Source organism: Actinoplanes sp. NPDC089786 (assembly GCF_040684855.1).
GTDB lineage: Bacteria > Actinomycetota > Actinomycetes > Mycobacteriales > Micromonosporaceae > Actinoplanes.
Map to the genome: position 1 here is coordinate 410,433 of NZ_JBFBGU010000002.1, position 19,784 is coordinate 430,216.

Genomic DNA, 19,784 nt, shown 5'->3' on the forward strand with positions numbered 1-19,784 from the left:
CAGGGTCGGAACGCCTGGTCCAGCGACCCGAATCCCGCGATCATCCGGATTCGGCCGGCGGACCGGCGCCGGTGAGGTCGCCGTCTGGTGGAATCGGCCCGCCGTGCCTTGGCATGGCGGGCCGATCAACCGGCTCCTCAGCGGATGCGTTCGCCCGTGTCCAGATGCCAGAAGTGCAGGGCGTTGCCGCGGTCACCGGAGGCCACCACGGTGTGGCCGCCGACCTCGGCGGCGGCCACACAGGTCACGATGGCGCGATGGCGGCCGTACTCGAACTCGCCGGCCCCTCCGTACGGATCCATGACCAGGACCGCGTCGTCCGCCGCGATCAGCACGACCTCACGACCGGCGGAGCGTGCCACCGTGGCGTGCCGATTCTCTCCCCCCTTCCGCGGGTACTGGCTCAGCACCGCACCCGTGGCGACGTCGACCACCTGCACGTATGCATCGGTCTCCGGATAGTTGTCGTCCTGGGGGTCCCCCTGGACGGCCACGAGTTGCCCGTTCAGCGTCGCCAGCGTGCCCAGGGTGACGGAGTCCTCCGACACCGTCACCGGCTCGGACCGGGGCATGCCGGTGGCGACGTCCCACAGGGCGACCATCGGGTCGTCGTCGCCGTCGTAGTAGGCGATCGTCAACGCGACCAGCCTTCCGTCCAGCACGCCCAGGTCCGCGTGGTTGACCACCACGTCCGCGCCGGTGCGGAGCTCGGCACCGGGCCGGCCGGTCACGGCATCCCAGGCGCGGAGGCCGTCCGCGGTGGCGACGCCCACCACCGTACGGCCGTCGACCTCGGCCGTGCCGATCCCGGCGATCCTCTCCCCCAGTTCGGCCAGGAGCTCGCTGTGCGGTGCGCCGGCCCGCTGCTGCCGGCGCAGCACGACGCCGCTCTCGTCGGCGGTGACGAGGATGTCGCGTTCCGGGCCGCTGAAGGCGACGTGCGTGACCGGCGCGGCATGGTCGGTGAACGCTGGGCCGAGCGGGTGCCCGGTGGCTGCGTCCCACAGCCGCACGGTGCGGTCATCGCCGCCGGAGGCGAACACCGGGCTGTCCCCCCACCGGCCCGCGGCAACGGTACGAACGGCGTCGGTGTGCCCCTCGTCCGTCGCCGAGGCACGCAACCGCCACAGACGCGGGGCGCCGCCACGTGGGTAGGACAGCACGACCGGTTCGCCGTTCCACTCGATCACCCGCAAGCGGTAGATGGCATCGCTGTGGCCGCTGCTCCACGGCGTACCGATGGCTTCACCGGTGGTGGCGTCCCAGACCCGCACGGTGTTGTCCCGGCCGACGGAAACCAGCACGCTACGGCCGTCGGACATGCCGAGCGCCAACGCCGTCACGGTCTGGGAGTGACCGGCCATCGGTGGCACGACGGCCTCGCCGGTGGCCGGGTCGAACAGGTGGATCAGCCACTCCCCGTCACTTACCGCGATAACCGGGCGGTCACCGATCCGGCCGGCGGCGAAGGCCATGATGGACGTATCGAGCCCCGGGTACGGGCGGCCACATGGTTCACCGGTGGCGGCATCCCACGCATACACCGTGCTGCCGATCTCGACGGCGGCCGCCGTACGCCCGTCGATCTCGGTGAAGACCACCCGGCCCGGGCGAAGCTTGCCGGTGGTCAACGGCTCGAGCGAGACCTCGGCGACCAGCACATCGGCTCGGGGATCCCAGATGGACAGTGCCGCGGGGACGTCCCGGTCGCCGCAGACGACGGCGATCACCGGCCGGCCGTCCAGCCGGCCCGTCGCGGAGCTGGTGATCCCGGGAAACGATCGGTCGAGCCGGGCCACGGGGACGCCGGCCGCGAGATCCCACCGGCGCATCGGGCGCCCGCGCAGGACCAGCGTGCTGTCCATGGCGCCGACGATGTCGCTGTACACCGGCCCGCCGTAGAAAGGGCTGCTGAACTCGGTCGCGGTGCGGGCATCGAACAGGCGCAGTTCTCCGTACGCATCACCGAGGACCACCGTGGGTTGTCCGTCGACCGTGCCGAGCGCTGTCCGGAACACCGCGCCGCCGGTCAGCGCCGCGCGTCGCGTTCCTCCCGCGGACCACTGCCACAGCCGGGTCCCACCGGCGTCGACCGTGACCGCGAAGAACCCGTCGTCGAGGCCACCCAGCGCCAGCCCGGTGCAGTCGCCGTCATACCCGGCGAAGAAGTCCGGGAGCACCTGCTGCCCGCTGATCGGATCCCACAGGACCAGCCGCGGCCCCGACCTTCCCGACCGTCCGGCGAGCAGCAGCGGCCGCCCGTTCACCATGGCCATGTCAATCAACCGGACATCGTCGAACGGCGGAACCGCCGGCAGCTCGACGCCGGCGGTCGCATCCCACAGCGTGACCCTGGTGTTGTTGACACCGTCGAGGAACGCAACCAGCAACCGGCCGTTGTGGTCGACCGCCGACAGACGGAAAACGCCCATGCAGTTGTCGCAGGGGATCGGTTCACCGAACCGCTCGCCGGTCAGCACGTCGTACGCCTGCAGCGATTCGATAGTTTTCTCGGTCAGCACGAGCAGGCGTCCCTGGTGCATCGTGAAGTGGCGGCCGGAGAAACCGGCGGGCCGCGTAATCAGCGCACCGGTCGACACATCCCAGACCGACAGACCCGGCGCCATGGTGGCCACCACCGGCCGCCCGTCGGCCGTAGCGAGTGCCAGCGCTCTCGGCCGGCTCCCCAATCGGATCGGCGGACCGGCCGGCGAGCCGGTGACCGCGTCGCGGACGACGACGGTCTCGGATTGCGGCCCCAGGGTGGCCAGGAGGCGTCCGGCGCCGAGCGCCAAGACCTCGTGCCGGTCGTAGCGCAACAACGCGCGATCCGGCAGCATCCCGCCGGTGGCCAGGTCGACCGCCCGGACCAGACCGGATTCACTGCCGTGCAGAGCCGGCAGGGCGAGCACCTGGCGCCCCTCGACCGTCACCAGCGCGTCGCCGGAGCTCTCGGTGATCGGCCCGTCCAGCACGAGGTGAGCCGGCGCCTCGGGATCCGGCAACCACCCGGATTCCACCGACCGGCCGGGGCCGGCAGGATGCTCCTGCTGCTCGAACGGCATTGCTACCTCCTGGACGTGGCCGACGTTTACCGGACCATATAGTCCGGCTGACTCGCCTCGTCCGCAGTACCCGCGGCAGCCAGGCCTCAGCCGGTCCGCATCCTCAGCGGGTCGTCCCTCGGCCGATATCTTCAACGAATCTCAGGCGCAGGACGCTAGGCCGGGTTTCACAACCCGGCCTAACTCGGTGAGCGCAGGCCGAATCGGGCGACCAGCCGGGTGGCCAGCGCGTACGCGAGGTGCCCGCCCGGCCACTGGGTCACGTTGTGCCCGGAGCCGTCGTGGTAGTAGTTGTGGCAGCCGGCGTTCATCGCCGAAGCATTCGAGGCCAGGCGCTTGTCGACCCACGCGGTGAAGCGGCGGGCGGCGGCCGGGGACGTGTCGATGGTGCGGCGTCGGGTGCGGGCCAGCCGCCGCACGGCCGCCACGACCACCTCGGCCTGCCGCTCCAGCTGGGCGATCACCGATACGCCACCGTTGGTGTTGGGCCCGTACAGGATGAAGAAGTTGGGGAAGCCGGGCACCGTGATGCCCATGAACGCGGTGGCCCGCTCGCGCCACACGTCGTGGAGGCCACGGCCGTCGCGGCCCTTCACGTCAAGGCCGGCCAGGAACCTCGTCGGCTGGAAACCGGTGCTCAAGATCAAGACATCGATGTCGCGTACGGAGCCGGTGGCGTCCTCCACGGCGCCGGGGAAGACCCGGGTGACCGCCTGCGGGACCAGCGACACGTTGTCCCGGTTGAGCGACTCGTAGAAGGTGGACGACAGGATCGGCCGCTTGCACCCCCAGGGGTAGCCCGGTGTCACGGCCTTCCGCACCGCGGGGTCGGTGATGGTGCCGTTGATGAACCGCTCGCACGCCTCCCGCATCCGCCGCTGGCGGCGCGACCCGACGTCGTAGCCCTTGAACCGCCGGTTGCCCTTGTGGAAGATGCGCGCCCGGTTCAGGCGCTGGGCCAGCGGCACGTGCCGGTAGATCCAGCGCTCGCGCGGGCTGAAGTCGCGCTCGTACTTGGGTTCGATCCAGCCGGGCTCGCGCTGGTAGACGTACACCTGGGCGGCGGTCGGCGCGATCGCGGGAACGATCTGCACGGCGGTCGAGCCGGTGCCGACCACGGCGACCGACTTGCCGGTCAGATCATGCTGCTCCCAGCGGGAGGTGTGGAAGACCGGGCCGGCGAAGGTGTCCAGGCCCGGCCACCCCGGGTAGCGCGGGACGCTGAGCAGGCCGAGCGCGGACACGACCACGTCGAACTCGTGGCTGTCGCCGTGCTCGGTGGACAGCGTGTACGTGCTCGACGCCTCCTCCCACACCAGGCCCGTCACCCGGGTGCTGAGCCGCAGGTGCTCGCGCAGGCCGAAGCGGTCGACCACGTGGTTGGCGTAGGCGAGCAGTTCGGCCTGGGTGGCGTGGGTACGCGACCAGTCGTACCCGAGGAACGAGAACGAGTACGCGTGTGAGTGCACGTCGACCTCGCACCCCGGATACCGGTTGTCGTACCAGGTCCCGCCCACCCCGGCCGACTGCTCGAAGATGGTGATCTCGGCCCGGGTGCTCGTCGTGAGCTTGACCGCCGCCGCGATCCCGCCCAGCCCGGCGCCGATGATGGCGATGCGCAGGGTCATGGCGCCGGGTACTCGTCGGCGTTGAAGACCCAGCCCTCCATCGCGGAGAAGTCGGAACGCGGCGGCGAGAACACGTCGATCAGGTGGTTGCGGCCGGGCGCGATCGCCTCGCTGGTATGCAGCGACGGCGGCGGGATCACGGTCACCGAGGGCGCCTTGACGGTCTGGTGCTCGTCGGCCCGCCAGTTCGCCTTGTTGGTCGTCCAGGGCCAGCGGATGTGGTGGGTGTACTCGCCCTCGAGCACGATCGAGCACTGCTCGAAGTCGTCGTGCTTGTGCGGGGACATCTTCGCGGGGTCGCGCGGGCCCTGCTTCGGGTCGATGAAGTTGACCATGAGGGTGGTGCACCGGAAGAGCCGGAACGGCGGGTTGGACAGCGGCGGGACCGTCAGGTCGTACGCGCGGATCTTGAATCCACCGACCGGGTCGGGCCAGGGCTGCCAGGCGGCGATGTTCTCGTGCCGCTCGTCGTAGGAGCCGGCGTTGGCGGCCAGCGACGCGATGTCGTCGGAGCGGGTGGTCAGCAGGCGGATCACCCGGCCCTGACCGGTGATCGTGACGGTGCTGTCACCGGGCGGGAGCACCAGCATCGTCCGGCCGCTCACCGCGATCTCGTCCCGGTCGGAGGAAGCCGTCGCGGACAGGCCGTCATCGGCGAGCAGCACGACGTACTCATCGGGTTGGTCCCGCCGGGCGAACGTGGCCGTGCCGTCGAGGTCGGAGTAGCCGACGACGAAGTTCTGGCCGCGGGCGTACCAGGTGGAGACGCCGTCGCCCTTCTCCACCGGAGGGAGGTCGCCGAACTGGACGTGCTCGGCGGCGGAGAAGCGCTCCGGGATCACCTCTTTGGTGGTGGGCAGCGTGGAGCGGAGGTCGTTGGACTCGAACGGCATGGCGGAAACCTCCTAGGGGGTACGGAATCCGGCGACGATCGACGTCGCGGCGGACCGCAGCAGGCTGGTGTCGTTGCTGACCATCACGTAGCGGTAGCCGCGGCCGGCGGCGGCCCGGCCCTGCTCGGCGGTCTGCACGGCGGTGCCGACCGGGATGTCGCGCGCCTTCGCGGCGGCGAGCAGGGTGGCTTCCAGGTCACGGATCGACGGGTCGGACGGCGGCAGGCCGGTGGACAGGGTCAGGTCGCCCATGCCCAGGAACACGCCGTTCAGGCCGTCGATGTCGAGGATCGCCTCGGCGTCCTCGATCGCGCCGCGGTCCTCCAGCTGCACGCCGCGCAGGACCTGCTCGTCGCCGAAGCGGAGATATTCATCCCGCGGGGTGCCGCCCCACCGGCCGGCCCGGGAGGTGGTGCCGAGGCCGCGGTCGCCACGCGGGGAGAAGAGCATCCCCCGGACCGCGGCGCTCGCCTCGTCGACCGACGTCACCCGCGGCACCAGGATGCCGTCCACGCCCGCGTCGAGCAGGCGCTGGAGGTGGCTGCCGCTGCGGTCGGGGACGCGGACCACGACCGAGAGGCCGGCGCTCTGCGCCACCACGGTCGCCTGGTAGGCGAACTCGAAGGTCAGCGGGGCGTGCTCCTGGTCGATCACGATGTAGTCGAACCCGGCGTCGGCCAGGATCTCGATCGGCTCGAGCGCCGGGATCTTGACCCAGGTGCCGATCAGACAGCGGTCGGCCGAGGCCAACCGGGAGGCGAAACCCAACCGGGCCATGACGCTCCTCACGAGGGGTTTTGAGTCCCGAAATTGTAGCATCGTCATACGATTTCCAACAACGGTTCACCGAACCGCGGTCACGCTCGGTACGATGTCGCCAGGCAGCGGCAGAGCATGGAGGGCAGCGGTGACACAGACCAACGCGCTGCGCGTGGAGCGCAACCCGGCCCTCATCCGCTCCCAGGTGCTGGAGAACCTTCGTCAAGCGATCCTCGACCGGCGGCTCGCGCCCGGTCAACGGCTGATCGAGCGCGAGCTGGTCGAGCTGACCGGCGTCTCGCGCACCAGCGTCCGCGAGGCGCTGCGCGAGCTCGCGGCCGAGGGCCTGGTCACCGCGATCCCCAACAAGGGCACGATCGTCACCAGCGTCAGCGCCGAGGAGGCGCGCCAGCTCTACCAGGTGCGTTCGGCCCTGGAAGCGCTGGCCGGCCGGCTCTTCGTCGAACACGCGAGCGTCGCGCAGCGCAAGGCGCTGGTCCGCGCGCTCGACAAGGTCGACAAGCTGGCGGCGAAGGACCAGCCGATCCTGGCCGCCAAGGACGCCTTCTACGAGGTGCTGTTCGAGGGCGGCGGCAACGTCGCGTTGCGCCAGGTGGTGGGCAGCCTGCACGCCCGGGTGAGCGTGCTGCGATCGCTGTCACTGTCGGTGCCCGGGCGGCTCGAGCACAGCGTCAAGGAACTGCACGCGATCGTCGACGCGGTGCTCGCCAACGACGCCGAGGCCGCGGGCGCGGCCTGCGCCCGTCACGTCGAAGAGGCCGGCCGGGCGGGGCTGATCGCGCTCGCCGAGCAGGAAGCCTAGCGTCGAACTATTCCCTCAGATTGTATGATCGTCGTACGCTCTCCGTATGAGCGATGACGACAGCCGGCTCGTGCGCGGCGACCAGGTCCGGCGTGCGGTGCTCGGCGACGAGCACGTGGACCGGTCCCGGGCGCAGGCCACCGACTTCACCCGCGTCGTGCAGGACTACGTGACCGCCAGCTGCTGGGGTGACGTCTGGTCGCGCCCCGGGCTGGACCGGCGTACCCGGAGCCTGTTGAACCTCGCGATGCTCACCGCGCTGAACCGGCCGCACGAGTTCTCCGTGCACGTGAAGGGCGCGCTGCGCAACGGCTGCACCGTCGAGGAGATCCAGGAGGTGCTGCTGCAGACCGCCGCGTACTGCGGCGCACCGGCCGCCCTCGAGTCGTTCCGGCTCGCCGAGAAGGTCATCACCGAGGTACGCCAGGAAGCCTCGGTCGGCACCACCGCCGCATGACCGGCCGGACCGGCGCCCGGGTCCTCGCCGACATGCTCGACGGCTACGGCGTGACCCACCTCTTCCACGTGCCGGCGATCCTGCGGCGCACGATGGCCGAGCTGGAGCAGCACCACCCGCACATCCAGCGGGTGGTCACGCACGGCGAGAAGGCCGCCGCCTACATGGCCGACGGCTACGCCCGCGTCTCCGGCCGGCCCGGCGTCGCGGCCGCGCAGATCATCGGGGCGCTGAACCTCGCGGCCGGCCTGCGCGAGCCGTTCCTGGCCGGCTCCCCCGTGCTCGCGCTGACCGGCGGCCGCTCCCCGGCGACCAAGTTCCGGCACGTCTACCAGGAGATCGACGACCTGCCCGGGTTCGACCCGGTGACCAAGTACAACGCCACCATCGACGACGCCGGCCGCTTCCCGGACATGCTGCGGCACGCGTTCCGGGTGGCGACGACCGGCCGCCCGGGCCCGGTCCACCTCCAGATCCAGGGCAACGAGGGCCAGCTCGACACCGCGCTCACCGACGCCGGCCCGCTCGTCGAGCCGCGCTTCGCGCAGGTTCCTCCGGTACGCCCTGAGCCTCTTGACGCGGACGTCGAGGCCGTTCTCCAGCTTCTTGACAATGCCGAGCGGCCGGTCATCGTGGCCGGTGGCGGCGTCCGTTCCTCCGGCGCCGGCGCCGAGCTGGTGGCGCTGGCCGAGCTGCTCGACATCCCGGTCGCCACGTCGGCCAACGGCAAGGACACGATCCCCGGCACCCACCCGCTCTCGGTCGGCGTGGTCGGCACCTACTCGCGCGAGTGCGCCAACGAGATCGTCGGCCGGGCCGACCTGGTGTGCTTCATCGGCACCCAGACCGGCAGCATGACCACGCACTTCTGGGCCGTGCCGCCGATCGGCACCCCGGCCGTCCAGATCGACCTCGAGCCGGCCGAGCTCGGGCGCAACTATCCGCTGCGGGCGTCGATCGTCGCGGACGCCCGCGCCGCCCTTCGCCGAATGCTGGCGCTCGCCGGCACGAGCGCGAGAGCGTCCTGGCGCGACGAATGTGACCGGCTCGAGTCCGCGTGGCGCGAGCGCTATCGCGAGGTGCTGACCAGCGACGCCGTCCCGATCCGCCCCGAGCGCATCGCCGCCGAGCTGACCGCCGGCCTGCCCGGCGACGCCGTGCTCGTGGTCGACACCGGCCACGCCGGCATGTGGATGGCCCAGTTCCACGACATCACCGCGCCCGGCCAGGACTACCTGCGGGCGGCGGGCCACCTGGGCTGGGCCTTCTCGGCCGGCATCGGGGCCAAGTGCGCGGCGCCGGACCGGCCGGTGGTGGTCTTCACCGGTGACGCCGGTTTCTACTACCACCTGGCCGAGGTCGAGACGGCCGCCCGCCGGGGCATCAATCTGGTCACCATTGTGAACAACAACGCGGGCGGCAATCAGAGCAAAAGGGGCTTCGACCGGGCGTACGGCGGGCAGGCCACCGAGAAGTCCCGGGAGATGTGGAACTACCGGGACGTGGACTTCGCCCGGATCGGCGAGGAGATGGGCGCGCTGGGCATCCGGGTGGACCGGCCGGGCGACCTGGCCAAGGCGCTGGATCAGGCGCTGTCGGCCAACCGTCCGGTGATTGTGGACGTCCACACCGACATCGAGGTGGTCGCTCCCCCGGCGGTGTCCTAGCTCCCCGGGGCGCGGTGGGTCCACTGAGCGCCTGGCGGGGCCGGGGCATCGGATCGATGATTCCGGTGCTGAACTGACGCCATTGGAGCCCGTAACGTCTAGCGATTGTCAACGATCTCGCTTACGATCTTGTCGACATTTGCTGTGGAGCGTTCACCTTCCGAACGTGAAGGTTAGACGACGCCGGGTGACAAGGCATTCCTCATCATCTATTCTTTCGCCCGGATCTTTCGGGCAAAAGGGGTGTAGCCGTTGATGACGGCTGAATCTCAGGGCCCGAATTCGTCCACTCCACGCAAGGACGGCTCTCGAGAGGCTTGACATGACCAGACGATTCCGCAGGACGACGACTGCGCTGCTGGCGGCGCTGCTCGCCGTCACGGCGGCCGGATGCTCCTCATCGGACGACGACGGCGGTGGCGACGGCGGGGCGTCCGGCGGCGGGGCGAAGGACAAGGTCAGCTATGTGACCGCGTTCGGCGCCGTCGGCCGTGACTCCTTCGTATGGGTCGCGAAGGAGAAGGGCTTCTTCGCCGAGGCCGGCATCGAGATCGACATCCAGAAGGGCGCCGGCAACGTCCAGAACCTGACCCTGCTCAAGTCGGACAAGGTTCAGTTCGCGGCGCTCGACTTCACCGGCGCCGAGATCCAGGCGGGCCTCGGCAAGTTCCCCGACTGGCGCGCGGTGGCGGCGGTTCACCAGCGCACCCTGGTGTCGATCATGACCACCAAGGACACCGGCATCAACAAGCCCACCGACCTGGTCGGCAAGACCGTGGGGACCGGCAGCGGCTCGGTCAGCGAGCTGCTCTTCCCGGCGTACGCGAAATCCGCCGGGCTCGACCCGACCAAGGTGAAGATCCAGGGCGCCCAGCCGACGGCGCTCAACGGGCTCATGGCCCAGCGCAAGGTGGACGCGCTGAGTACCTTCCTGCTGAGCAAGACCGCCCTGGCCAACGTGTCCAAGAAGGAGGTCGTCGTGATGCCGTACAGCGACTACCTCAGCGACCTCTTCGGCAACGCGATCATCACCAAGCCGGGGCTCATCTCGTCGGACCGCGACCTGGTCCAGCGCTTCGTCGGAGCGGCCATGAAGGGCCTGCAGTACACGATCGACAACCCGGACGAGGCCGCGGCGATCCTGAACAAGGCCGAGCCGACCGCGCTCGTCCCGGCGGCCAAGGGCGAGATCAACGCGATGAAGCCCTACGTGACCCCGCCCAACGCCGGACCGATCGGCTACATGGACGAGGAGCGGGTGACCCGCAGCATCGCGGCCGTCCAGGCGGCCGGGCTGATGCCCGCGGGCCTCACCCCCGACAAGGTGGCCGACTTCAGCTTCATCAAGAAGTCCTGATTCACTGTGGCCCGCGACGCGGCGGCCGGCGGTCGAACCGCCCCGCGTTGCGGGCCACGCCCTGCCCCACATCGACGGAGCTGACCTCATGACGAACACGGACGCCGACTCCCGGCTCTCCATGACCTGGAACAACGGCGTGCTTCCCGTGCTCGGCGCGGTTCTGGCGGTCGGCCTCTGGTGGCTTCTGACCGCGGTCCTCGACATCGACCCGTTCTACGTGCCGTCCCCCATGGACGTGCTCGACGCCATGCTGCGCGACCCGCGATACCTGGCCGACGAGATGTGGACAACCTTCCAGCGCGTGCTGATCGGGTTCGGGCTCGCGGTCGCCGGCGGCCTCGGCCTGGCCATCATCCTGGCCGCCTCCCGGACCGTGGAACGCATGACGATGCCGCTGCTGGCGGCGGTCAACGCCATCCCCAAGGTCGCCCTCGCCCCGTTGCTGCTGGTCTGGATGGGCTTCGGCAACGCACCCAAGATCGTCATGGTCGTGCTGGTCAGCTTCTTCCCGATCATCGTGTCGACCATGGCCGGACTGACCTCGACCCCGGCCGACCTGGCCGAGCTCGCGCGGTCGCTCAAGGCCTCGTGGTGGCAGACGTTCGTGAAGATCCGGCTGGTCTGGGCGCTTCCGCAGACCTTCGTCGGGATCAAGGTGGCGACCCCGCTGGCCATCATCGGCGCCGTCATCGGCGAGGTGGTCAGCCCCGACCACGGGCTGGGCTCGGTCATCGTCGGCTCGGGCGCCAACTCGGACACCGCGCTGGCCTTCGCCGCCCTGGTCCTTCTCGCCGTCGCCGGGGTCGTGCTCTTCTATGTCGTCGCCGCGCTCGAGCGGCTGCTGGCCCCGTGGGCACGGGCCATCTCATCGTGAGCGACCATCCGTCACCGGGAGCATCCGCATGATTCGCATCGACGCCGTGTCTCAGACCTTCCGTGGCCGGCGCGGCCGCGTCGAGGCCCTCAAGGACATCGACCTCGACATCGCGGCCGGGGAGTTCCTGGCCGTCATCGGCCGGTCCGGCTGTGGCAAGTCGACCCTGCTGCGGGTGATCGGTGGGCTGCTCACACCGAGCTCCGGCTCGGTGACCGTGGCCGGCGACATCGTCACGGAACCACGCCGGGACGTGGCCATGGTGTTCCAGCGGCCCGCCCTGCTGCCCTGGCGCTCGGTGCTGGACAACGTGCTGCTCCCGATCGAGATCTTCGGCGGGAGCCGGGCCGGATCCCGCGGCCAGGCCGAGCGGCTGCTGGAGATGACCGGCCTGGCCGGTTTCGCCACCCGGCAGCCCCACGAGTTGTCCGGCGGCATGCAGCAGCGCGTCGCGCTGTGCCGGGCGCTGATCCAGAACCCCAAGGTCATGCTCATGGACGAGCCGTTCTCGGCGCTGGACGCGCTCACCCGCGAGGAACTGGCGGTCGAACTTCAGCGCATCCACATCGAACTCGGCACCACCATCGTGTTCGTCACCCACTCCATCTCGGAGGCCGTGCTGCTGGCCGACCGGGTCGCCGTGCTCAGCTCCCGCCCCGGCCGCCTGAACAAGGTCGTCGAGGTGCCGATCCCCCGCCCCCGCACCTTCGGGCACAACGCCCACCTGGACCAGGTGGCCGCCGCCTCGGCCGAGCTGCACGAACTGTTGCTGGACGAGAGCCCGCGGCCGGCCCGGACCTGACGGTCGGCCGCGCCTAGCCGTAGAGCGCGCGGTCGTACGCCTCGAAGTTCCAGGCGCCGGCGCCACCGGACGGGCGGACCGTGCTGACGATGCTCGCGCCGCCGTCCACCGAGACCAGTTCGCCGGTCATGTAGGCGGCGTCGTCGGAGAGCAGGAACGCCACCACGCCGGCCACGTCCTCGCCGGTGCCGGCCCGGCGCAGCGGGGTGCTGCTCGCGCGGCGTGACATGTCGTCCTTGCCGCCGGCCACGTCCGGTGTGGCGGCGAAGAGGTCGGTGGGCACGATGCCGGGAGCGACGGCGTTGACGCGTACGCCGAGCGGGCCGCCGTACATCGCGGCGCCGCGCAGCAGGCCGACCACCGCGTGCTTGGAGGTCTGGTACGCCAGCAGGTCGGCGCTGCCCCGCAGGCTGCCGATCGAGCCGGTGAGGACGATGTTGCCGGCGCTCCCCTGAGCCGCGTACTGCCGGAACGCCGCCCGCACCCCGAGGAACACGCCGCGCACGTTGACCGCCATCACCCGGTCGAACTCGGCCACCGGCAGGTCGGGCAGGGTGGCGAACGAGCCCGGGATGCCGGCGTTGAGGTGGTGCAGGTCGATGCGCCCGAAGCGGGCCACGGCCGCCTCGGCGTACGCCGCCACCTCGTCCTCGGCCGACACGTCGGCGCGAACCCCGATCGACGGGGACGGCAGCGACGCGGCGAGGTCACGGACCCGGTCGAGATCGAGGTCGACGGCGACGACGTTCGCGCCCTCCTCGGCCAGCCGCCGGGCCGTGGCCGCGCCGATCCCACCGGCCGCACCCGTCACGACCGCGACCCTGCCGGCAAGTCCGCGCATGTTCTGCCTCCCGACCACTAGCCAAGGATTGTAGGCCAATCATACAATCAGCCACCAGCATCATTTAACAACTGGGACTTACGGCGGAAATCTTGCTCGACCCTTGACAGGCGTCGGGAGAGATCACCTAGATTCCTCGAATACCGGATAGATGGACGGCCGCCCCGGAATGCGGGACGGGCGACGACAGTCAGGGAGGTGCCCATGGAGATCGCCAGCGGTGACCTTCAGGTCGTGGCCCGGGTCGTCCAGCTGCTCCGGCTGCTCGCCGGCAACGAGACGATCGACCTGGTGTCGGCCGCCGAGGAACTGGGTGTCGGCAAGTCCACCGCCCACCGCTATCTGGCGTCCATGGAGAACCACGGTCTCCTGCGGCGCCGCGACCGCAACCGGTACGAGTTCGGGGTCCTCCTGGCCGAGCTGGGCACCCTCGCCCTGTCCCGGCTGGGGATCGTCGACCTGGCCGGCCCGGTGCTCGAGGACCTCGGCGCCCGCCTGCGGCACACGGTCGTCCTCAGCGTGTGGAACGGCACCTGTCCCGTGGTGGCGCGGGTGCGCGAGGACCGCAGCCGCACGGCGCACGTCTCGATCGCGGTCGGCAGCCAGCTCGGGCCGAACGCGGCGCAGACGGTCGTCTTCTGGGCCTTCAAGGACCGGTCCTACTACCGGTTCGGGCAGGGCGCGACGCCCACGACCGCGACCGAGGCCGAGCTGGCCGCGGTTCGCGAGACCGGCGTCTCGGTCCGCCCGAGCCTCAAGGACGGGATCAGCGCCGTGGCGGTTCCGGTCCGCGATCCCGCCGGCCAGGTCGTCGCGACCCTGGCCGTCGTCGACATCACTCAGTTCGTACCCGAGGGAACCGACAGCCCGGTGGCCCTCGCCCTGCGGGCCGGCGCCGAGACGATCAGCCGGCGCATGGCACAGCCCCTCGGTTAGCTCAGCCCCTCAGCTGACTCAGCCCCTCGACTGACACCAACCCTGCGCAAGATCAAAGGCGATGCAGATGAAGACCTATCGAATCGTGGCCGTGCTGGCCGCGGCCTCCCTGGTGTTGTCGGCGTGCGGCGTGGGCGGCGACTCCGGCAGCGGCGGCGCCGACGACAACAAGCTGACCTGGGCCAGCACCGGCGGCCAGTTCCAGGAGGACGAGAAGAAGGCCCTCCAGCAGCCGTTCACCGCCAAGAACGGCACGGCGTTCACCAACATCAGCCCGGCCGAGCAGGCCCAGGTGCGCACCATGGTCACCTCCGGCAAGACCATCTGGGACCTGGCCAACATGAGCTGGATCTACGCCGGCGCGTACTGCGGCGAGCTGTTCGAGAAGCTGGACGACCCGGCCCTCGACCGCGCCAAGTTCCCCGAGGGCACCACCGGCGACTGCTTCGTGCCGACCTACCGGTACGCCAACATCTTCAGCTACAACGCCGACATGTTCTCCGGCGCGAAGCCGACCACCATCAAGGACTTCTTCGACGTGAAGAAGTTCCCGGGCAAGCGGGTGGTCTACGACTACCCGAAGGCCGGCCTGCTGGAGGCCGCGCTGGTCGCCGACGGGGTGCCGGCGGCGCAGGTCTACCCGCTGGACGTCGAGCGGGCGCTGAAGAAGATCGACACGATCAAGAGCAACCTGGTCTTCGCGGCCAGCTACGGCGCCATCCAGCAGATGATGGTCGACAAGCAGGCCAGCATGACCCTGACGGTCACCGCGCGGACGATCGTCTCGAAGCAGAGCGGCGCCAACCTGGTGCCGGTGTGGGACTTCAACACCACCGACATCGGCGTGCTGGTGATCCCCAAGGGCGCGCCGCACAAGGCCCTGGCCCAGCGGATGCTGGCCTTCGTCACCGAGCCGGAGCAGTCCAAGGCGTACGCGAAGCTGACCGGCACCGCGCCCGCCCGCGCCGACATCGACCTCGACTCGGTCGGCTACACCGACCAGCAGAAGGTGTTCAACGCCTTCCTGCCCGATCGCGGTACCACGGTCGAGCAGGACAAGCAATGGTGGATCGAGAACACCGACGCGCTGGTCAAGCGCTGGACCGCTTGGAAGGTTGGCTGACGGATGTCGGTCACGACAGTCACGGCCAGGGCGCCCTGGCTCGCCCGGTTCAGGGGCAGCGGCTGGCTGCTGCTCCTGCCGGCCCTGGTGGCCCTGGTCGTCCTGTTCGTGGTGCCGCTGCTGAGCGTGGTCGGCGACAGCTTCACCGAGCCGGAACCCGGCCTGGGCAACTACGCCTCGCTGTTCACCGACGGCTACACGCTGCGGGTGCTGGGCCGGACGCTGCTGGTGGCGCTGGTGGTCGCCGTCGTCGGCGTGCTGCTGGCCTACCCGTACGCGTACGCGATGACCCTGTCCGGACCGGCCATGCGCGCCGTGCTGGTGACCGTGGTGCTCATCCCGTTCTGGACGAGCATGCTGGCTCGCAACTTCGCCTGGATGGTCCTGATGCAGGACGGCGGCGTGATCCAGAAGTTCCTCGGCCTGTTCGGGCTGGGCGACGTCACGCTGCTCGGCACCACGCTGGCGGTCGGCATCTCGATGACCCAGGTGCTGCTGCCGTTCCTGGTGCTGCCGATGTACAGCGCGATGGAGCAGATCGACGGCCGGCTGGTGGCGGCCGGTCAGAGCCTGGGCGCGCCCCGGACGCGGGCCTTCCGCCGGGTCTACCTGCCGCTCTCGACGCCCGGCGTGGTGGCCGGCATGTCGCTGGTCTTCGTGCTGGCCCTGGGCTTCTACGTGACGCCGGCCCTGCTCGGGTCGAGCCGGACCGCGATGATCGCCCAGGTCATCAACATCCGCACCAGGGAACTGCTCGACTTCGGCGGGGCCGGCGCGATGGGCATGTTCCTGCTCGTGGTGACGCTGGTCGTGCTCGGCCTGAGCCGCCGCCTCGCCGGTTCGTCACTCTCGGCCGCCGCCGCGGGCACGACGCCCACGCGGGCCGGCGGTTCCCGCGGCGTGGTGCGGCCCTGGTTACGCGTACACACGACGGTCGTCGCCGTCATCCTGGCCGTGCCCACCCTGGTCGTCATCCCGATGAGCTTCTCCTCGGCGCAGACCTTCCAGTTCCCGCCGCAGGGCTGGTCGCTGCGCTGGTACGAGAACCTGTTCACCTCGCCGGAATGGGTCGCGGCGATCCTCAACACGCTCCAGACCGGCCTCTACACGGCGATCTTCGCGACCATCCTGGGCACTCTGGCCGCCTTCGGGCTGACCCGGCTGAACCCCCGGATCCGGGGCGCCGCCAACGGGTTCCTGCTGTCGCCGATGATCGTGCCGCACATCCTGGTCGCCCTGGTCGTCTTCTCGGCGTTCCTGCGGCTCAGCCTGAACGGCACGCTGATCGGCATCATCCTGGCCCACACCGCGCTGGCCATCCCGTTCGTGGTGATCGCGGTGACCGCCCGGCTGCAGGGCATGGACTCAGCTCTGCCGCACGTGGCCGCGGTGCTCGGCGCGAGCCCGTCCTCGGCCTTCCGGCGGGTCACGCTGCCGCTGGTCATGCCCGGCATCCTGTCCGGCGCCGTGCTGGCCTTCGTAACGTCGCTCGACGAGGTGGTCATCGCCCTGTTCCTGCAGGCGCCGGGCGCGATCACGCTGCCGGTGCAGATGTTCAACAGCGTCACCGTGCAGATCGACCCGACCATCTCGGCCGCCTCCAGCCTGATGGTCGTCCTGGTCAGTGTTCCCATCCTGTTCGCGCAGATCCGCGGCTCCGGCCGGAAGCGAGGCAAAGCATGAGCTCACCGATCAGCGCCGCCGGCGGCCGGGTCGAGCTGACCGGCCTGGTCAAGACGTACGGGAGCACCCCGGCGGTCGACCACATCGACCTCGACATCCAGCCGGGCGAGTTCATCACCCTGCTGGGCCCGAGCGGCTCCGGCAAGACCACCACGCTCAACATGATCGTGGGCTTCACCGAGCCGACCGCCGGCCGGGTCCGCCTGAACGACAAGGACATCACCCGGACACCGCCGCACAAGCGCAACTTCGGCATGGTGTTCCAGAACTACGCGCTGTTCCCGCACCTCACGGTCGCCCAGAACGTGGCCTTCCCGCTGCGCGAACGCAAGGTGCCGGCCGCCGAGACGGCCCGGCTGGTCGGTCAGGCCCTCGACCTGGTCGACCTGACCGGCATGGACCACCGCCGCCCGCACGAGCTCTCCGGCGGCCAGCAGCAGCGGGTCGCGCTGGCCCGTGCGGTGGTCTTCTCCCCCAGCGTGCTGCTGCTCGACGAGCCGCTCAGCGCGCTCGACCGCAAGCTGCGCCAGTCGTTGCAGCGCGAGATCAAGCGGCTGCACGACGAGCTGGGCCTCACCTTCGTCTTCGTCACCCACGACCAGGACGAGGCGATGACCCTGTCCGACCGGATCGCCATCTTCAACCACGGGAAGATCGTGGCCATCGGCACGCCGGCCGACCTCTATCACCGGCCCCCCACCGAGTTCGTGGCCCGGTTCCTGGGCGAGTCCAATGTGTTCCACCGGCCGGATCAGACGCTGATCGTACGGCCGGAGCGCCTGCACGTCGCCGATTCGCCCGAGTCCGTGCCGGCCGGCGACGTCACCGAGGACGCCACGGTCACCGATGTCTCGTTCTACGGCACCTACTACCGGCTCGAGCTGTCCTACGGCGACGACTCGGTCGGCTGTGCCGTGCTGCCCGTCGGCGCCCCCGCCGCGGTCGACCCCGGCGCCAAGGTCGTCGCCCACTGGCGCCCCGAGGACCAGGTCCTCGTCACCAACTGAAGGGATCCCCCCATGACTGACGTCGACTACCCGTTCAACCTGGACGCCGACGAGGACCGCAGGATTCCGGACCCGGAGGCGGACGCGTTGCTGGCCGGCGCGGTCGACCTGCACCAGCACCCCGGCCCGAGCCCGTTCCCGCGCCGGATGAGCATCCTCGACGCCGCCCGCGACGCCGCGTCGGTCGGCTTCCGGGCGATCGTCGCCAAGTCGCACCACCACAGCATGGTGACCGACATCCTGGCCTTGCGAACCGCGGGGCTTCAAGACCTTTCGACCGAGGTGTACGGAGGGGTCGCGCTCAATCGCACGGTCGGTGGCCTCAACCCGTACGCGGTCGAACTGGCCCTGCGGATGGGCGGCCGGATGGTCTGGTTCCCCACCCTCTCGTCGGCCGCGCACATCTCCCACCACGAGCACCACGACACCGGCTTCCCCACCCCCGAGGTCGACCTGCGCCCCAACGAGGTCATCTCGATCCTGGATGACACCGGTGACGTCCTCCCCGAGGTACGCGACATCCTCGACGTGATCGCGGCGGAACACGCGGTCCTCACGTGCGGCCATCTGGGCGTACCCGAAGCTCAGAAGTTGATCGACGCGGCGCTCGAGGCGGGCGTCGACCGGATCCTGGTCAACCACCCGGTCTTCGTCGTCGGCGCCGACGTCCAGCAGGCGGTGGCCTGGGCCGAGCAGGGCGTGACCATCGAGCACGAGGTCATCATGTACTTCGGCAAGCCGGAACGCCGCCGCGACCTGGGCGAGCTGCTGACCTTCATCAAGGAGGTCGGCGTCGAACGCACCATCCTCTGCTCCGACTCGGGCCAGAAGACCAACCCGCTGCCGGTCACCCTCTACCGTCGTGCCGTCCGCGCCCTGCTCGACGCCGGCGTCAGCGAGGACGACATCCGCCGCCTGGTCGGCACGACAGCGGGCCACCTGCTCTACAAGTGACTGAGGGCCTGTTTCATGGCCCGGCCAGGCCCGCGGCGTGAAACAGCCCTAACCGAACAGGTCGTCCTTCGAGCCGCGCTCGCCCTTGACGAGGACGTAGTGCTCGGCGGCCAGCCAGTCATCCGCCGTCGAGGACACGAACGGCGAGCCGGCCGGGATCTGGGACGCGTACGCCGCCAGCGCGGCTTTCTTGCGCGCCGCGTAGGCGGTGCCGGCGATCCAGACGTCGATCTCCTCGTCCGGCCGGCCGAACGGCAGGTCCTCGACGCGTCCGAAGTCGTCGAAGGACGGGTCGCCGAACGCGCGGAACTCGACCAGGGTGCGCTCGAGATAGGAGAACGGCATCGCGGTCCAGTAGATCTTCGCCGGCCCGAACCCCTCCTCGTCGGCGAGCTCGGCCGCCCGCATCGCGACCCGGTTGGCCTGGATGTGGTCGGGGTGGCCGTACAGGCCGTTGTCGTCGTAGGTGACGAGGACCTGCGGCCGCACCTCGCGCATCACCTCGAGGCACACGCGGGCGGCCTCTTCCAGGTCGGCCTGCCAGAACGCCCGCGGGTGCTTGTTGCTCTCCAGGCCGATCATGCCGGAGTCACGGTAGTGGCCGGCGCCGCCGAGGAACCGGCGGTCGGTCACGCCGAGCTCGGCGCAGGCGCGTTCCCACTCGGCCAGGCGCCAGCCGCCCAGCTGGTCGGCCTGGTCGGCGGCCAGCTGGGCCAGCGCGGGCACGTGGATCTCGCCTTCTTCACCGAGCGTGCAGGTGACCAGCGTGACCTGGGCGCCTTCATCCACGTACCGGGCGAGGGTCGCTCCGGTCGAGCTCGACTCGTCATCCGGGTGGGCGTGCACCATCATCAGGCGCCGTTCAGAGGTCATGGTTCTATCGAACTCCATCGCGGGCCTGAAGTTCACCGC

At 70.2% G+C, this 19,784-nt stretch carries 17 protein-coding genes; 11 read left to right on the plus strand and 6 right to left on the minus strand.

Annotation, left to right across the window (positions count from 1 at the left end; genetic code table 11):
- Positions 1-137: 137 nt before the first annotated feature.
- Genes AB0O15_RS12695 through AB0O15_RS12710 form a run of 4 tightly spaced genes read right to left on the minus strand, consistent with a single transcriptional unit; the run spans position 138 to position 6,363 of the window.
- Positions 138-3,200 carry a WD40 repeat domain-containing protein gene (locus AB0O15_RS12695; protein WP_364317766.1) on the minus strand — a complete coding sequence of 1,021 codons (3,063 nt, stop codon included), beginning with the start codon at positions 3,198-3,200 and terminating at the stop codon, positions 138-140.
- Positions 3,201-3,244: 44 nt separating this feature from the next.
- A complete protein-coding gene (locus tag AB0O15_RS12700) occupies positions 3,245-4,693 on the minus strand; it encodes an NAD(P)/FAD-dependent oxidoreductase (RefSeq protein WP_364317768.1) in 1,449 nt (482 codons plus the stop codon).
- Positions 4,690-5,586: a hypothetical protein gene (locus AB0O15_RS12705; RefSeq protein ID WP_364317770.1), complete on the minus strand. Its 897-nt coding sequence runs from the start codon at positions 5,584-5,586 to the stop codon at positions 4,690-4,692. The genes AB0O15_RS12700 and AB0O15_RS12705 overlap by 4 nt, the downstream gene beginning before the upstream one ends.
- A gap of 12 nt (positions 5,587-5,598) precedes the next feature.
- Complete coding sequence (locus AB0O15_RS12710) at positions 5,599-6,363, minus strand: aldolase/citrate lyase family protein (RefSeq protein WP_364317772.1); 765 nt, start codon at positions 6,361-6,363, stop codon at positions 5,599-5,601.
- Positions 6,364-6,493: 130 nt separating this feature from the next.
- On the opposite strand from AB0O15_RS12710, the gene AB0O15_RS12715 reads away from it, so the two are divergent.
- The 6 genes from AB0O15_RS12715 to AB0O15_RS12740 all read left to right on the plus strand — a co-directional run bounded on the left by AB0O15_RS12715 (position 6,494) and on the right by AB0O15_RS12740 (position 12,328).
- A complete protein-coding gene (locus AB0O15_RS12715; protein WP_364317774.1) occupies positions 6,494-7,168 on the plus strand; it encodes a GntR family transcriptional regulator in 675 nt (224 codons plus the stop codon).
- Positions 7,169-7,214: 46 nt separating this feature from the next.
- The gene (locus AB0O15_RS12720) at positions 7,215-7,625 is read left to right on the plus strand and encodes a carboxymuconolactone decarboxylase family protein (protein WP_364317776.1); all 411 of its coding nucleotides are present in this window, start codon (positions 7,215-7,217) and stop codon (positions 7,623-7,625) included.
- Positions 7,622-9,292, plus strand: coding sequence for a thiamine pyrophosphate-binding protein (locus AB0O15_RS12725; RefSeq protein WP_364317777.1), 1,671 nt, complete (start codon positions 7,622-7,624; stop codon positions 9,290-9,292). The genes AB0O15_RS12720 and AB0O15_RS12725 overlap by 4 nt, the downstream gene beginning before the upstream one ends.
- 322 nt (positions 9,293-9,614) lie before the next feature.
- Entirely contained in the window at positions 9,615-10,649 is a 1,035-nt protein-coding gene (locus AB0O15_RS12730) for an ABC transporter substrate-binding protein (RefSeq protein ID WP_364317779.1), read from the plus strand.
- An 88-nt stretch (positions 10,650-10,737) separates the two neighbouring features.
- The gene (locus AB0O15_RS12735; protein ID WP_364317780.1) at positions 10,738-11,526 is read left to right on the plus strand and encodes an ABC transporter permease; all 789 of its coding nucleotides are present in this window, start codon (positions 10,738-10,740) and stop codon (positions 11,524-11,526) included.
- 28 nt (positions 11,527-11,554) lie between these two features.
- Complete coding sequence (locus AB0O15_RS12740; RefSeq protein ID WP_364317782.1) at positions 11,555-12,328, plus strand: ABC transporter ATP-binding protein; 774 nt, start codon at positions 11,555-11,557, stop codon at positions 12,326-12,328.
- Between the two features lie 13 nt (positions 12,329-12,341).
- Here the strand turns inward: AB0O15_RS12740 and AB0O15_RS12745 are convergent, their stop codons facing one another.
- Positions 12,342-13,169 (minus strand): SDR family oxidoreductase, encoded by an 828-nt coding sequence (locus AB0O15_RS12745; RefSeq protein WP_364317783.1) that lies wholly within the window; start codon positions 13,167-13,169, stop codon positions 12,342-12,344.
- 204 nt (positions 13,170-13,373) lie between these two features.
- On the opposite strand from AB0O15_RS12745, the gene AB0O15_RS12750 reads away from it, so the two are divergent.
- The 5 genes from AB0O15_RS12750 (at position 13,374) to AB0O15_RS12770 (ending at position 18,872) form a co-directional block, all read left to right on the plus strand.
- Positions 13,374-14,105, plus strand: coding sequence for a helix-turn-helix domain-containing protein (locus AB0O15_RS12750; protein ID WP_364317785.1), 732 nt, complete (start codon positions 13,374-13,376; stop codon positions 14,103-14,105).
- A 67-nt stretch (positions 14,106-14,172) separates the two neighbouring features.
- Positions 14,173-15,228, plus strand: coding sequence for an extracellular solute-binding protein (locus tag AB0O15_RS12755; RefSeq protein WP_364317787.1), 1,056 nt, complete (start codon positions 14,173-14,175; stop codon positions 15,226-15,228).
- A gap of 3 nt (positions 15,229-15,231) precedes the next feature.
- Entirely contained in the window at positions 15,232-16,911 is a 1,680-nt protein-coding gene (locus AB0O15_RS12760; protein WP_364317789.1) for an ABC transporter permease subunit, read from the plus strand.
- Positions 16,908-17,918, plus strand: a complete 1,011-nt coding sequence (locus tag AB0O15_RS12765; RefSeq protein WP_364317790.1) for an ABC transporter ATP-binding protein — start codon at positions 16,908-16,910, stop codon at positions 17,916-17,918. Before AB0O15_RS12760 ends, AB0O15_RS12765 begins: the two co-directional genes overlap by 4 nt.
- A gap of 12 nt (positions 17,919-17,930) precedes the next feature.
- On the plus strand, positions 17,931-18,872 hold the full coding sequence (locus AB0O15_RS12770; protein ID WP_364317792.1) for a DUF6282 family protein: 942 nt from the start codon (positions 17,931-17,933) through the stop codon (positions 18,870-18,872).
- A 48-nt stretch (positions 18,873-18,920) separates the two neighbouring features.
- Here AB0O15_RS12770 and mshB read toward each other — a convergent pair whose 3' ends face one another.
- On the minus strand, positions 18,921-19,745 hold the full coding sequence (gene mshB, locus AB0O15_RS12775; protein ID WP_364317794.1) for an N-acetyl-1-D-myo-inositol-2-amino-2-deoxy-alpha-D-glucopyranoside deacetylase: 825 nt from the start codon (positions 19,743-19,745) through the stop codon (positions 18,921-18,923).
- Positions 19,746-19,784: the final 39 nt, after the last annotated feature.

What these genes read in the sequence shown, in the direction of transcription:
- AB0O15_RS12710 (WP_364317772.1), bottom strand. Translation starts at nt 6,363, where the DNA reads ATGGCCCGGTTGGGTTTCGCCTCCCGGTTGGCCTCGGCCGACCGCTGT.
- mshB (WP_364317794.1), bottom strand. Translation starts at nt 19,745, where the DNA reads ATGACCTCTGAACGGCGCCTGATGATGGTGCACGCCCACCCGGATGAC.
- AB0O15_RS12720 (WP_364317776.1), top strand. Translation starts at nt 7,215, where the DNA reads ATGAGCGATGACGACAGCCGGCTCGTGCGCGGCGACCAGGTCCGGCGT.
- AB0O15_RS12730 (WP_364317779.1), top strand. Translation starts at nt 9,615, where the DNA reads ATGACCAGACGATTCCGCAGGACGACGACTGCGCTGCTGGCGGCGCTG.
- AB0O15_RS12705 (WP_364317770.1), bottom strand. Translation starts at nt 5,586, where the DNA reads ATGCCGTTCGAGTCCAACGACCTCCGCTCCACGCTGCCCACCACCAAA.
- AB0O15_RS12770 (WP_364317792.1), top strand. Translation starts at nt 17,931, where the DNA reads ATGACTGACGTCGACTACCCGTTCAACCTGGACGCCGACGAGGACCGC.
- AB0O15_RS12750 (WP_364317785.1), top strand. Translation starts at nt 13,374, where the DNA reads ATGGAGATCGCCAGCGGTGACCTTCAGGTCGTGGCCCGGGTCGTCCAG.
- AB0O15_RS12740 (WP_364317782.1), top strand. Translation starts at nt 11,555, where the DNA reads ATGATTCGCATCGACGCCGTGTCTCAGACCTTCCGTGGCCGGCGCGGC.
- AB0O15_RS12735 (WP_364317780.1), top strand. Translation starts at nt 10,738, where the DNA reads ATGACGAACACGGACGCCGACTCCCGGCTCTCCATGACCTGGAACAAC.
- AB0O15_RS12700 (WP_364317768.1), bottom strand. Translation starts at nt 4,693, where the DNA reads ATGACCCTGCGCATCGCCATCATCGGCGCCGGGCTGGGCGGGATCGCG.
- AB0O15_RS12755 (WP_364317787.1), top strand. Translation starts at nt 14,173, where the DNA reads ATGAAGACCTATCGAATCGTGGCCGTGCTGGCCGCGGCCTCCCTGGTG.
- AB0O15_RS12760 (WP_364317789.1), top strand. Translation starts at nt 15,232, where the DNA reads ATGTCGGTCACGACAGTCACGGCCAGGGCGCCCTGGCTCGCCCGGTTC.
- AB0O15_RS12725 (WP_364317777.1), top strand. Translation starts at nt 7,622, where the DNA reads ATGACCGGCCGGACCGGCGCCCGGGTCCTCGCCGACATGCTCGACGGC.
- AB0O15_RS12765 (WP_364317790.1), top strand. Translation starts at nt 16,908, where the DNA reads ATGAGCTCACCGATCAGCGCCGCCGGCGGCCGGGTCGAGCTGACCGGC.
- AB0O15_RS12745 (WP_364317783.1), bottom strand. Translation starts at nt 13,169, where the DNA reads ATGCGCGGACTTGCCGGCAGGGTCGCGGTCGTGACGGGTGCGGCCGGT.